10 protein-coding genes are annotated in these 13,598 nt (G+C 36.6%); 6 read left to right on the top strand and 4 right to left on the bottom strand.

The annotated features are described in order from the left end of the window. Positions 1 to 5 precede the first annotated feature (5 nt). The gene (locus tag LKL37_RS16525; RefSeq protein ID WP_431611592.1) at positions 6 to 2,882 is read right to left on the bottom strand and encodes a carboxypeptidase regulatory-like domain-containing protein; all 2,877 of its coding nucleotides are present in this window, start codon (positions 2,880 to 2,882) and stop codon (positions 6 to 8) included. 250 nt (positions 2,883 to 3,132) lie between these two features. Here LKL37_RS16525 and LKL37_RS16520 point away from each other — a divergent pair, with 250 nt between their 5' ends. Both LKL37_RS16520 and LKL37_RS16515 read left to right on the top strand, forming a co-directional pair. Next, on the top strand, positions 3,133 to 4,320 hold the full coding sequence (locus tag LKL37_RS16520) for an endonuclease (protein WP_431611591.1): 1,188 nt from the start codon (positions 3,133 to 3,135) through the stop codon (positions 4,318 to 4,320). Between the two features lie 51 nt (positions 4,321 to 4,371). Next, positions 4,372 to 4,791: a DUF6146 family protein gene (locus tag LKL37_RS16515; RefSeq protein WP_431611590.1), complete on the top strand. Its 420-nt coding sequence runs from the start codon at positions 4,372 to 4,374 to the stop codon at positions 4,789 to 4,791. Between the two features lie 72 nt (positions 4,792 to 4,863). On the opposite strand, the gene LKL37_RS16510 is transcribed toward LKL37_RS16515, so the two are convergent. Further along, a complete protein-coding gene (locus LKL37_RS16510) occupies positions 4,864 to 5,460 on the bottom strand; it encodes a superoxide dismutase (protein ID WP_149387627.1) in 597 nt (198 codons plus the stop codon). A gap of 269 nt (positions 5,461 to 5,729) precedes the next feature. Beyond that, positions 5,730 to 7,559 (bottom strand): transcription termination factor Rho, encoded by a 1,830-nt coding sequence (rho, locus tag LKL37_RS16505; RefSeq protein WP_431611589.1) that lies wholly within the window; start codon positions 7,557 to 7,559, stop codon positions 5,730 to 5,732. 143 nt (positions 7,560 to 7,702) lie between these two features. On the opposite strand from rho, the gene LKL37_RS16500 reads away from it, so the two are divergent. The 4 genes from LKL37_RS16500 to LKL37_RS16485 all read left to right on the top strand — a co-directional run bounded on the left by LKL37_RS16500 (position 7,703) and on the right by LKL37_RS16485 (position 11,609). Further along, on the top strand, positions 7,703 to 8,092 hold the full coding sequence (locus LKL37_RS16500) for a DUF4293 family protein (RefSeq protein ID WP_431611588.1): 390 nt from the start codon (positions 7,703 to 7,705) through the stop codon (positions 8,090 to 8,092). Between the two features lie 168 nt (positions 8,093 to 8,260). Continuing rightward, positions 8,261 to 9,181 carry a M28 family peptidase gene (locus LKL37_RS16495; RefSeq protein WP_431611587.1) on the top strand — a complete coding sequence of 307 codons (921 nt, stop codon included), beginning with the start codon at positions 8,261 to 8,263 and terminating at the stop codon, positions 9,179 to 9,181. Positions 9,182 to 9,404: 223 nt separating this feature from the next. Beyond that, the gene (locus LKL37_RS16490) at positions 9,405 to 11,243 is read left to right on the top strand and encodes an ABC transporter ATP-binding protein (protein WP_431611586.1); all 1,839 of its coding nucleotides are present in this window, start codon (positions 9,405 to 9,407) and stop codon (positions 11,241 to 11,243) included. Between the two features lie 18 nt (positions 11,244 to 11,261). Further along, complete coding sequence (locus tag LKL37_RS16485; RefSeq protein WP_431611585.1) at positions 11,262 to 11,609, top strand: DUF1801 domain-containing protein; 348 nt, start codon at positions 11,262 to 11,264, stop codon at positions 11,607 to 11,609. A 50-nt stretch (positions 11,610 to 11,659) separates the two neighbouring features. Here LKL37_RS16485 and LKL37_RS16480 read toward each other — a convergent pair whose 3' ends face one another. Next, entirely contained in the window at positions 11,660 to 13,441 is a 1,782-nt protein-coding gene (locus LKL37_RS16480) for a hypothetical protein (RefSeq protein ID WP_431611584.1), read from the bottom strand. Between the last annotated feature and the right edge of the window lie 157 nt (positions 13,442 to 13,598).

Genomic DNA, 13,598 nt, shown 5'->3' with positions numbered 1-13,598 from the left:
TTTTTTTAGAATCTGAATTGAAGGTTCACAAAATAAGATCTACCCTGGTTATACCAATATTTAGGAGCGAACACCATGTTTCCGCTGTCATAATCATTAGCATAGTCAGTATAGTTAACGTTTCTTGTCTGCTCAAATCCACCTGTAATAAAGTTTCTGTTATTAAGGATGTTATTTACAGATGCAGACACCAATACATAATACTTGCCAATCATCCAAGACTTACCTGCATTTACATTAAAGAAGAATGCTGAAGGTAGTTTTGTTGGAGTAAGAACTCTTGCAAGCTCTTCCTCATTTACGTTGTCATAAGGTACTCCCGGTGTATTAGGGTTTGTATAGAATCTTGCTGTTCTGGTTACCGGAGACGGATCCAGGAACGAATGTCCGAAATAGTTCCATGTTGCTCCTACCCACCAGTATTTAGGGCTGCTGTAACGAAGACCTAAAGTATATGCCTCCTGAGGAGTTCCCCCTTGTCTGTAGTTTTTAAGAGTAGCTTCACCCATGTTCGTATAAGATCTTGATACGATATTTCCGCTTCCGTCAAGCTCTCTGAATGTTCCCACAGCATCAGATGCAAAATAAACCGTAGGATTGTTTGTATAGGTATACTGTCCTAAGCTTAATAATCCACTAGCCGTTAAAGTAGGAGTCAATTTCACCTGTGCACCAAGTTCAATACCCATATTTCTCTTATTAGCACCTGCTAATACCTGCGTAATGAAAGCACCATCCTGAATAGGAGCCTGATCACCACTTTCAGTAAGCGTTGTCAACTTAACACCCTGTGCGAAATACCTTTGTACACTTGTTTCGTTCTGAGTATTAACAAGGTAACCTGTCAATCTAAGTTTAACGATCGGAGTAGAGATTACATAACTCAAGTCGTTTGCATCAACAACAACGTTCTTGATACCCGGAGTCGTAACACCACTTACTCTTGTATTAAAATAAATATCATTTAAGAAAGGAGACTGTGAAAAGTAAGCACCGTTATACACCAAGAAGTTTCTACCATTGATTTTATACGTCACCTGACCTTTCACCCCTGCGTTCCAAAAGTTTTGGTCTGCTCCTTTTCCGTATGAAGACTCATAAAGATAATGTTGGAACAATCCCTCTCTGCTGTTTGTCGTATAACCGAATAATCCGGAAATAAAGACATCAAATTTCCCTGTTGCGAATTTGAAAGCAGGGTTTATTTTAAATTCCTGTCTTCTGAAAATATAACTGTATCCGATTTTGTCACCTTCTCTTTTGGCAACATCCTTATCTCCTTCTCTCGTATTAAATTTACCCCAAACACTTCCTGCAGTGGTATTGGATGCAAACGGGTCCATATTCAGGGCAAAATCAGCACCTAAAAGATCGTTTACTTCTCTATATTGCTCAGATCTGTAGTTCTGGTAAGATACGTTTAAAATGAAACGGGATGTATCATTAAAGTTATAAGTATAGTGAGTAGCTAGATTCCATACTTTATCATCTTTTACGTCATCCACAAGATAATAAGCTGCTCTTCTACCACCAAGCGTAGCATTATATTCTACGTTTCTGTTGGCATTATAAAGATTATCCCAGTTGATCTGTGTATGAGACTGATCATCATTCGTCCACCAGTCTCTGGTAATTCCGATGTTCGCAGCCTGTTCTGGTGCTGGGTTTGTATAGTTTAACCAATAGCTTGGTAAATTACGGTAATAGGTTGGAGATGGGTTATTGGCTCTGTACCAATCTAACCTTGAACTGTATTCTTTACCGAACTGGTAAGAAACAGATGTCCACAATTGAGAGTTTTTATTGATTTTCCAGAAATCCTGTAATTGGATCATCGGCTGGAAACCTCTTTTCACTCTTTCATTTCTTTTATCTCCGTTTTGCCATCCCCAGTAAGAGTTGTAATGAACCCCTCTGAAGTCATATACTTCCTGAGTACTTGGACTTGAAGAGCTTCTTGAATATTTGGAACCAATGGCATTTAAAGTCATGGTATGGCTGTCGCTGAATTTCTTCTCAATACCAAGATATCCGCTGTATGCATCGTAGGCAGTACCATCCTGGATCCCTTCCTGTGCCCATCTTCTTGCGATCATTCCTGTAAATGCCCATCCGTTCTTACTCATTCCGGAAGAGAATCTGTAAGATAATCTGTTTGTATAGTTTCTGTTTGTCAGAGAGTAGGTCAACTGACTTCCTTTTCTGTATTCACTGGCTTTAGTATTCTTATAAAATACTCCGGTAGTTCCTCCGAAAGCATATTCGGAAGGCGCATGGTTAGCAGAAATTTCCGGGTAACGGGTAATTTCATTCAATCCACCCCATGTACTGAAGTCTACGTCTCCATTATCTGCAGCAGCCATAGAAACCCCATTGATCATATTCTCACCTGTTCTGCTATCAATTCCTCTCGGTCGGAACCAGTATGGTCCTAAATCGAAACTTGCAATTCTGTTGAATACATCCTGAGAAGACTGCAGCAATCCTACTGTTGCAGTTTGCTGTGCGCCACCGCTGTCACTTTCTCCTGAATCCTCTACAATAGCCAAACCCTGATCTGCACCATTCAATGCAGAATAAAGAGTAATTACTCCAAGATCTTTTCTTTTCTCATCACTAGTTACATCAAATTCAAAAATTTTCGTTTCGAAATTTGGTTTTGTAACCATAATCTGATAATGTCCGGGCATCAAGTCAGTAAATTGGAAATAACCGATCTTGTCTGCCTTTGCATCATTTCCTGCTCCTTTTAAATCTACACTTGCTTGCTCCACAGGCTTGCCATCCGCATCCTTAAGATACGCATACACTGTTGTCTGCGCATAATAATACGACGCAGGCAGCAAAGTAAATAAAGAGATCAATGATAGTTTTTTAATCATGAGTATATTAATTTTTTAATACTTTTCTTATTAATTCTCAACAGTTTAAAAGTTGGGGGCACAAATTTAGTTAAATTTTATAATTCACAACTTTTTTAACGTAAATTTTTCTTAACATTGCAAACTTTTAAGAATCATTATATAAATGATGATAATATTGTTGCTTTTAAATTTACAAATATTTAAAATACAGTGAATTAAAAAAAAGTAAATTTGCAAATTAAATAGTATTAATAATAACTCTAAATAAATGAAGAGATTTTTAAGTCTGTTTGCCATCCTTATTTCAATCATGGCATTCTCACAACAAGGAAAACTGAGAAAAGTAGCTACCGTAGGTTTTTTAAACGTTGAAAACCTTTGGGACACTATTCGATCAGCAGATTATATCGACGGAACCAAAGACATTAAGAATCCTGCTTTCCACAGAAGTATTCCTATAGATTCTATCAAAATTCTGGAATCTGAAAAATATGATGGGCCGTGGAGTGACAGTGCTTTAAAAGGGAAAAAAGTAGTAAGAGAACAAAGTGGCTCTGATGAATTTACGCCTAAAAGTGCAAAGAACTATGGGTCAAAAATTTATAAAGCAAAACTGGCTAACGAAGCGAAGGTAATTTCTGAAATGGGAGCACAGTATACCAAAACAGCTCCTGCAGTAGTTGGATTAATTGAGGTTGAAAACAGACAGGTAATCCAGGATCTTGTGAATGAACCTGCTTTAAAAAAATATGATTACGGAATCATTCATTACAATTCTTATGACTACAGAGGAATTGATGTTGCATTAATCTATCAGAAAAGAAGATTCACCCCTACCAATTCATTAAAAAAAGAATTGGTAATCTACGGTGACAACGGAAGAAGAGAATATACCAGAGATATCCTTGTGGTAACAGGTTTTTTAGATAATGAGAAAGTAGCATTTTTTATGAACCACTGGCCTTCAAGAAGAGGTGGCGAAGCGATTTCTTTACCTAAAAGAAATGCTGCTGCTGCTTTATTAAAACAACAGATGGACAGTGTAAGAGCTGCAGATCCTACGACAAAGCTTTTTGCAATGGGAGACTTTAATGATGATCCTGTAAGCCCAAGTTTAAAAAACCATCTGAAAGCTCAGGCTAATCCTAAAGATTTAAGTGAAGAAACACCTTACCTTAACCTGATGTATCCTTTATATAAGAAAGGAGTTGCATCTCTTGCTTATCAGGATGCACCTAACCTGTTTGACCAGATTATCGTTTCTAAAAACGTTATTTCAGATCAGGTAACTAAAGAATATTCTGTGTACAAAGCAGAAATCTTTGCTCCGGCTTATTTAGTCAATAAAGAAGGAAATTACAAAGGATATCCTTTCAGATCCTGGAATGGAGACCAGTTTACAGGAGGCTATAGTGACCACTTCCCGGCATTTGTAGTTCTTCAGAAAGAACCATAAAAAAGTTAGGCACTCTTATTGGAGTGCTTTTTTTATGTAAATACCTATATCATGAAAAATATTATTTTATTAGTAATGATTGCATTGGTACCTTTCAACTGTTTTTCTCAGGAAAACACAAAGAAAGATAAAGAGCAAAATGAAATGAAGCCTTCTAAAAATGAAGACGGAGAATGGGATCTCACAGTGATTGATACCCAGTTTGATTATTTTCTGAGCGCTGTCGCCAAACCTATCAGCCAGTATACAGAATCTTATCTGAAGACGAAAAACACATTTCTGGTGAACGAATGGAACAGCTATTATAATTCCGGCAGATACAGAAATGTTATAGAATCCGGAATAGATTATGATCCTCAGGAAAATTACGGGATCAGGTTTGAATATAAATTATACCAGGTTTTTGTATATGTAAACTGGAAGTATAAATTAAAAATGAACGGATTATCAGGAAGCGATGCGATAAGATAGTTTTACAACAACATTCAATAAAAAAAGGTTCAGAATTACTCTGAACCTTTTCATTTTTATAATAGTTGAAAATTATTTATTGAATAATTCTTCTACTTTATCCCAGTTTACTACATCGAAGAATGCAGAAACATAGTCAGGTCTTCTGTTTTGGTAGTTTAAATAGTAAGCATGCTCCCAAACGTCTAATCCTAAAACAGGAGTTCCTTTAACGTCTGCAACAGGCATTAACGGGTTGTCCTGGTTTGGTGTAGAAGAAACAGAAACAGAACCGTCAGCATTTTTTACTAACCAAGCCCATCCTGAACCGAATCTTGTTTTAGCAGCATCAGAAAAATCAGTTTTGAATTTCTCAAGACCTCCGTAATTTTCGATAGCAGCTTTTACATTTCCTACAGGCTCTTTGCTTCCTCCTGGCGTTAGAATTTCCCAGAATAAAGAGTGGTTGAAGTGTCCTCCTCCATTGTTTCTTACTGCTGGCTTGTCAGTACCTGTCTGGCAGATTTCTTCGATCGTTTTTCCTGCTAGCTCAGTTCCTTCAATTGCTTTATTTAAATTGTCAATATATGCCTGGTGGTGTTTTGTATGGTGGATTTCCATAGTTTTTGCATCAATAGTCGGCTCTAATGCATCATATGCATATCCTAGTTTTGGTAATTCAAATGACATAATCTTTATTTTTAATGTTATAACCCAAAAATAGCCAATATTTAAGGTATTATCAAGGATTGTAGATTACTTTAATAAATCTTTAACATTGATACATTGATTTAGAATGAATTAAATTTTTGGAGTAAGGAAGTTTGAAGAGGAAAGATGGAGTTTTAAAAGGCTTTTTTTTAATTTAAATATTAGACTTGCAGCTTCTAATCTTCGGGTTAAGGCCTAAAAAAGCACGAATCAAAATGATCCGTGCTTTTCATTTAACAATATTAAATTTATTTATTCATAGACATCAGGAATTCTTCATTATTGAGAGTTCCTTTGATGTTCTTATTGACAAATTCCATAGCTTCTACAGGATTCATTTCGGAAAGATATTTTCTGAAGATCCACATTCTCTGAGAAGTAACTTCATCCAGAAGCAGATCATCTCTACGGGTGCTGGAAGAAATTAAATCAATAGCAGGATAAATTCTTCTGTTAGCAATTTTTCTGTCTAGCTGAAGCTCCATGTTACCCGTCCCTTTGAATTCTTCAAAGATTACTTCATCCATTTTAGATCCTGTATCAATCAATGCAGTTGCAATAATTGTTAGAGATCCTCCACCTTCGATTTTTCTTGCAGCTCCGAAGAATCTTTTCGGTTTGTGAAGCGCATTTGCATCTACCCCACCGGAAAGCACTTTACCTGACGCAGGAGTTACCGTGTTGTACGCTCTTGCTAATCTTGTAATAGAATCCAGTAAGATTACTACATCATGTCCGCATTCTACCATTCTTTGTGCTTTTGCAAGAACAAGGTTCGCTACTTTCACGTGTTTTTCTGCTGCTTCATCAAATGTGGAAGCAATTACTTCTGCATTTACGCTTCTTTCCATATCAGTAACCTCTTCCGGACGTTCATCGATCAAAAGAACCATCATATATACTTCCGGGTGGTTAGCTGCAATAGAGTTTGCAATATCTTTTAGCAACATCGTCTTACCTGTTTTAGGCTGTGCAACGATCATTGCTCTCTGACCTTTTCCAATAGGTGCAAATAAATCTACAATTCTGGTAGAAATGGTAGATCCGCTTCCAGTTAAATTGAATTTTTCTTCCGGGAAAAGCGGAGTAAGATATTCAAAAGCAACACGGTCCTTGATGAAAGCAAGGTCACGTCCGTTAACTTCTGTAGGTTTTAATAATGAAAAGTATTTTTCACCTTCTTTTGGAAGCCTTACAATTCCTTTTACGGTATCTCCGGTTTTCAACCCATAATTTCTGATCTGCGCTGTAGATACATACACATCATCCGGAGAGGAGATATAGCTGAAATCTGAAGAACGTAAAAATCCGTAGTTATCCGGTAATATTTCCAAAACACCTTCTATACTTACCAATCCATCGAAATTGAATTCTTTTTTATGGTCATGCTGCTCCTCTGCCTTTTCAGAATGTCTGTTTTGATTCTGATTTTGGTTTTGATGCTGCTGGTGCTGGTTTTGGTTTTGATTTTTATGTTGGTTTCCACTGTTCTGTGGATGGTTGTGTCCTTTTTGAGGTCTGTTAGCCTGTTGTTGTTGAGGATTGTTAGGCTTTTCATCAGCCTGAACCGGCTCTTGAGATTCTGTGTTTTTTGGAGCTTCTGTTTTTTCCTGAGATACTTCTGCGTTACCTGTATTGGTAGAAACTCTTTTCCTTTTCTTCTTAGCTTGGGCGCTTGCTGCTGACTCTTCAGTTACTGCAGCTACTTCAGCTTTGGGTTCTTCCGGTTTTATCTCTTCAGAAGCAGGTAGTATTTCTTCTACTTTCTCTTCTGCTTTAGGTTCTTCTGCCGGAGCTTTTATATTTGTTTTTGGCTTGGCTGCTGGTTTTTTAGGAGCAGCTTTTCTTGCCGGGGCTTTAGCAGGTTTATCTGCTGGAGCCTCTTCAGTAGTTACACTGGCAGGTTCTGTGGCGTTGAAATAATCTTTTGCAACTTTAGGGTTAGAAGCCTGAAAGTCAAGAATAGCAAAGATCTTGTCATTTTCATTGCTGGTTCTTGCAACTTTAACGCCCAAATCTTTTAAGATTTTAGTCAGTTCCGTTACGGATTTTGACCTTAACGTTTCTATGTTAAACATATTTATGTAAAAATGTAATTAATTGTGAGTAAGAAAAGTAAGTCCGGCGACTTTGGTTTTCAAGTACATTGTATAATGCAAATCTACACTTATTTTTGAATTGTGCAAAATTTATGTTATTTTTGCCAAGAATTTAATATTCAATGCTACAGAGAATACAAACCATATGGACTTTATTAGCAGTTTTAGCTGCTGTTTTCCTTTTTATAACGGGGCAGGATGTTGTCATTTCCGACAGTATTCCTTTACTGAATATAGGCTGTATAGTGCTTGTAATCATTGGCGCATTAAGTATTTTTAGTTTCAAAAACAGAAAAAGACAAATTTTGCTGAATATGATCAGCATCATTATAAACGTTTTGTTGATTGGTGTATTGGCGTACTGGTTACTCAACTTATCCGGAGGAATTCATTTTCCTGAGAAGGGTATTGAGCCAGTTTTCCCATTTGTTGCGGTGATATGTCTGCTTATAGCAAACGTTTACACCCGTAAAGATGAGAGGCTCGTAAAATCTGTAGACAGACTTCGATAACCTTACAACGATTTTTTGAGTGAGAACAGCTTCTTTTTAGGAGCTGTTTTTTATTTATACTATATTCTTCTTGATATCGCTTATTCTCTCAGATCAATTAATTTATGTACATTCATGCAACTTTTTAGCTAAAAACGCGACAGATCATATAACTCTCAATTAAAGACAATGAAAAAGCTAACTTATCTTACTTTATCACTTTTCTCCCTATTTACTTTTGCACAGGAAGTTTCCAAAGAAAGAGTAAAAACAGTCCTTTCCACACTGGCCTCAGATGAAATGAAGGGTCGTGAAATTGGAACTCAGGAAAATGAAAATGCCGCCAATTATATCGCAAAGCTTTTCAAAGAAAATAATCTGGAATACTGTACCGGAAAATCTTATCTCGTACCATTTGATTACAATGGGAAAACAGTATACAACGTTTGTGGTGTCAAAAAAGGGAAAACAGATCAGTATTTGGGATTCTCGGGACATTTTGATCATATCGGAACCAGTGATAAAACCGGAGACAATATTTATAACGGAGCAGATGATGACGCCAGCGGAATTACCACTTTAGTAGGTATTGCTGATTATTTTAAAAACAAAAAGCCGGAATTCTCGATGGTTTTCATGGCATTCAATGGAGAAGAAAAAGGGATGCTGGGCTCAAGAGCTATTTCAACAGATCAAAACTTAGATCCTATTTATAATAAGATGACCGCACTTTTTAATTTTGAAATGGTAGCTACAGAATCTCAATGGGGAAAAAATGCATTATATATGACAGGAGACGGATTCTCAGATCTTGATGAACTCTTCAATCAAAATGCAGTGAACGGATTAAAAATCAATGCAGATCCATATGCAAGACAGCAGCTGTTCTACCGTTCAGATAATGTTAGCTTTGTAAAAAAGAAAATCATTGCTCATTCATTTTCTACAGTAGATATGACGAAAGCATCTCATTATCACCACGAAAATGATGATGTTAATATTGTTGATTTTGATAATATGACACAGATTATCAATAATTTTGGAAAAACACTCGACAAACTGAATCCTAAAAATTTTGCTCCGAAGTATAATGACCAGGTAAAATTTTAATTCAATAATCATATAAAACTGCTGCTTCAGCGGTTTTTTTTATTAAATAACAATACCAATCTTATCTCCTACCCTTAAGTCTATTTATTCAAAAAATAAAGCTTAATAGCGCTGAGTTGTAACAAAAAGACATTTTTTGAAACTTATCCATTAAAGTAAAATAGGATTAAGAACGTCTTATCTTTTAATTTTACGTAATTTTGCTATCCAATTTTTTTATTGAATGAACCAATATATTAAAATACTAAAGTTCGCAAGACCTCACCAAAAATACATCTACGGAAGTTTGTTTTTCAACCTTTTGTATTCTGTATTTCAGATTGCTTCCTTAGGGACTATTCTACCTGTTTTGGGAATGCTTTTTGGAACCATAGAGGCTAAAAAATACAGCCATCCACCTGTGTATTCGGGGGAAATTTTAGATTTCTTCTCTTATGCAAAAGAATATGCCAATTATTATGTTCAGAGTTTAGTAACCGAGCATGGAGCACTTAACGTTTTGGCCTGGCTTTGCGTGATAACGGCTTTTATGTTTTTACTGAGAAATCTTTTCAGATATTTAGGTTCGTTTTTATTGATCAATTACCGTGTAGGTGTTACCAAAGACCTTCGTGGAGCGATGTACAGAAAAATTCTTTCTTTACCTGTTTCCTTTTTTACAGAAAGCAGAAAAGGAGATTTGATGTCCCGTATGTCAAATGACGTGGGTGAAGTGGAAGGTAATATTTTGGGAAGCTTAGTTGAATTGATTAACGCTCCTTTCATGTTAATCAGCACCTTGGTGACTCTTTTCTTTTTAAGTACAGAGATGACTCTTTTCTCACTTTTGGTATTGCCTGTAATGGGAACCATGATTGCTTTAATAGGAAAAAGCCTGAAAAAAGATTCTCACGAAGCTCAAAATGAAATGGGAAATATTTTCTCGATTGTTGATGAAACACTGAAATCAACCAAAGTGATTAAGATTTTCAGTGCAGAAAAAATAATGGACAACCGTTTTATGCAGTCTATGCAGAAATGGATCAACAGTTCAATAAGCTTAGGCAGAAAAAAAGAATTAGCCTCTCCGATGAGCGAATTTTTAGGTTCGGTTACTTTCTTAATTATCGCTTGGTACGGTGGAAAACAAATCATTGTAGAACAAAGTATTTCACCTGCAGACTTTCTTGTTTTCCTGGGTATTTTCTTCCAGATTTTACCTCCTGTGAAAACTTTATCTCAGTCTATTTCGAATGTACAGAAAGGAGAAGCTTCTCTTGAAAGAGTTTTAGCCATTCTGGATGCTGATGTGAAAATTGACGAAATACCTAATCCTGTTTCTATCTCAACATTAAATCATTCTATCGAATTTAATAATATTGGCTTTTACTACGATAAAGATCATACGATTCTTAAAAACTTCTCACTTTCTATCCCTAAAGGGAAAACAGTTGCTCTTGTTGGGCAAAGTGGAAGTGGTAAAACAACCATTGCCAATCTTTTAGCGAGATTCTATGATGTTTCGGAAGGGGAAATTCTGATTGACGGAACAGATATCAAACATTTAAAATTACAGGAATACCGCAAGCTATTAGGAATGGTAACACAGGAATCTGTATTATTCAATGATTCCGTGTACAATAATATTCTGATGGGTAAACCTGATGCGACCAGAGAAGAAGTGATTGCTGCCGCTAAAATTGCGAATGCAGATACATTTATCACAAGACTTCCTGAAGGATATGATTCCAATATCGGAGATGATGGAGGTAAGCTTTCCGGAGGTCAGAAACAAAGGGTTTCTATTGCCAGAGCGGTATTGAAAAACCCACCAATTATGATTCTCGATGAAGCAACTTCTGCACTGGATACGGAATCTGAAAGATTTGTACAGGATGCACTGGAGAAAATGATGGAAAACAGAACTTCTTTAATAATCGCTCACCGTCTTTCAACCATTCAGAAAGCAGACTGGATTGTAGTAATGGAAAAAGGTGATATTGTGGAACAAGGAACACACCACGACCTGATTGCAAAAAGAGGAATGTATCACAAGCTTGTTGAACTTCAAAACTTCGACTAATCTTTTAATTGAATTAAAATGAACCCTATACAAGAGTATTTCTACAGAATTGAAGAACCTGAAAGAAGTACTCTTTTATTTTTGCGGGATGCCATTTTAGCTTCAGATCCGCAAAATATTACAGAGACATTCAGTTTTGGACTTCCATTCATCAAGTACAAAAAGAAAATGCTGTGCTATTTCTATTACAGCAAAAAATACAAGAAACATTATATCAGCTTTTATCATGGTGACAAACTGGATTATCCGGAACTGACTCAGGATGGACGGAAGAAGTTCAAAATCCTGCTCATTGATGTGGAAGAAGACCTTCCTTTGGAATTTATATTAAACCTGACAGAAGAGATTAAAAGATACATAAAATAAAAAACTCCGGTACGAATAATCGTACCGGAGCCTTCTTTAAAAACCCTTTATCATTGTGTGTTTATTCCGTTGAATTCTGCCTTTTTAATCGCCCAGGCAAGAGCATTGGCATAGAATATTGAATTATATACATTCATTTCATAAGCGGCAACTCCATTTCCGTAATTTGGTTTAGGAATTGGCTTATAATTGGTATCTGCGTAGAACGGGCATATCGTATCTGAGGTATTTGGAGAAGTAACTGTTCCACACTGAGAGTTGAATCCACCATCTCCTACCCAGATGAAGTTTAAAGTATTATGTTTAAACGCTGTTACACGACCTACAGTTCCTGATGGTGAAGCTGTAGAAATGTTTGTATCTCCTGAATATACTGTAATTTCACTTGAAGGCAATCCAGTTGCATACGTAGTAGCAGAAGCATCTTCTCCCCATTGCAATCCTCTGATATCACCGAAAGGGCCATTCAGGATTTCATCATTTGTCATTGGCAGTTTATAAATAGCTCCGGCACTGTTTACACTTCCGGTATTTACTGATCCATCAAAAACATTTCTGAACAGGTTCTGCATTCCGCTGTTACTTTCAGAATAAGCAACGATTACGCCTCCTTTTGCCAGATAATTTTTTAACACCTGTGCTTCAGCAGCATTCATTCCCCATGCATATCCAATGACAATAATATCTACAGGATTAGCTCCGGTTGTCCAGGTTGTCAGCTGTGCAGCACTCGGGCTGTCTGTACCGTCTATGACCTGATCCCATCCTTCGTATTTCACGATACTGTTGGCCAATGTTCCAAAATTAGCAGCGGCTTTAGTTACCATACCTGATGGAGAGGTTCCGGATACATTATATCCACAACCGTTTGGCGCAGTCCCGATTGTTAAAAGTTTTTTCTTCGGAACAACTACAATCACATTTACAGAACATGTTGTAGATACTCCTCCCTGACTGTCGGAAGTAATTGTTATTGTTTTTACCATCGTAGAAGAAGGCATACCCGTACCTTGCAGTGTAACGTTCTGATTTCCTGTAGCCGTAAATGTTCCTGATCCACTGAAAGAAATTCCATCAACCGTATTGGTTGTAATAGTATAACTACCCAATGCCGCAACATTCACAGGCAAAGTAATCGTATTGGAAGCTGCAAGAGCTGTTCCCACTTTATAAATACCGTTTACCGTAGCACTACCACAACTCATAGTATATGTTCCTGCAGGGCTTAATACCGTAATAGAAATTGCCGGAGTACAGGTAACAGCTGTTCCATTTGCTTCTAGTGATACATTATCTATCTGAATATTCTGAGGTGCTCCCTGTCCTGGAATCTGTATTGTTTGTGTTCCGGTATTTAGGAACACTCCGGTTCCGTAAAAATTGTATCCGTTTGTAGTAGTTCCGGAAATGGTATAATTACCCGGTTTTGTTACGTTGACAGCAATGTTCAGGTAATTTGAATTGGTAAGTTCTTTTCCTTTTACATAGCTTCCCATTGCTTTGGAAGTGGAGCAGTCTATTGTAAAAACAGCCTTCCCCATCTGTCCGCAGACACTTTTCCATTCGTTATCTGCAAGACTCCAGTAATTGAAACAATCTTCTGTGGTATTGTAGATTGTCAAACCATCATCTTTGGACTGGTTAATTGTAATGGCATTTCGCTGTGCTTCAGTTAATCTGGGAATAAGGATTCCTTTGTTATTATTTCCTGAAACAACATCCAAAACAGAATTGGAATTAGGCGTAGTAGTATTAATCCCTACAGCACCATTATTAACTTGTGAATAAGATTTCCCAAAAACAAAGAGTATTGCTATTAACAAGACTTTCATTGAGGGCATTGTAAATTTTGTTTCCATCATTGTATAAGTTATAATTGTTTAATAATTAAAATTTTTAATTCATTTACATTTAACTTCTGCAAAATTATCACCCACAGACAATTACAAATTAATTTTTCCTACGCAATACTACTCACGCGTAGTAAAA

This window comes from Chryseobacterium sp. 'Rf worker isolate 10', assembly GCF_050753305.1.
In the GTDB taxonomy this organism is placed as follows: Bacteria; Bacteroidota; Bacteroidia; order Flavobacteriales; family Weeksellaceae; genus Chryseobacterium.
This window is presented reverse-complemented; position numbering and strand designations above follow the sequence as displayed.

Bases quoted from the DNA above. Each gene is read 5' to 3' on its own strand.
- LKL37_RS16510 (WP_149387627.1), bottom strand. From the start codon at position 5,460: ATGTCATTTGAATTACCAAAACTAGGATATGCATATGATGCATTAGAG.
- LKL37_RS16515 (WP_431611590.1), top strand. From the start codon at position 4,372: ATGAAAAATATTATTTTATTAGTAATGATTGCATTGGTACCTTTCAAC.
- LKL37_RS16480 (WP_431611584.1), bottom strand. From the start codon at position 13,441: ATGAAAGTCTTGTTAATAGCAATACTCTTTGTTTTTGGGAAATCTTAT.
- LKL37_RS16495 (WP_431611587.1), top strand. From the start codon at position 8,261: ATGAAAAAGCTAACTTATCTTACTTTATCACTTTTCTCCCTATTTACT.
- rho (WP_431611589.1), bottom strand. From the start codon at position 7,559: ATGTTTAACATAGAAACGTTAAGGTCAAAATCCGTAACGGAACTGACT.
- LKL37_RS16520 (WP_431611591.1), top strand. From the start codon at position 3,133: ATGAAGAGATTTTTAAGTCTGTTTGCCATCCTTATTTCAATCATGGCA.
- LKL37_RS16500 (WP_431611588.1), top strand. From the start codon at position 7,703: ATGCTACAGAGAATACAAACCATATGGACTTTATTAGCAGTTTTAGCT.
- LKL37_RS16490 (WP_431611586.1), top strand. From the start codon at position 9,405: ATGAACCAATATATTAAAATACTAAAGTTCGCAAGACCTCACCAAAAA.
- LKL37_RS16525 (WP_431611592.1), bottom strand. From the start codon at position 2,882: ATGATTAAAAAACTATCATTGATCTCTTTATTTACTTTGCTGCCTGCG.
- LKL37_RS16485 (WP_431611585.1), top strand. From the start codon at position 11,262: ATGAACCCTATACAAGAGTATTTCTACAGAATTGAAGAACCTGAAAGA.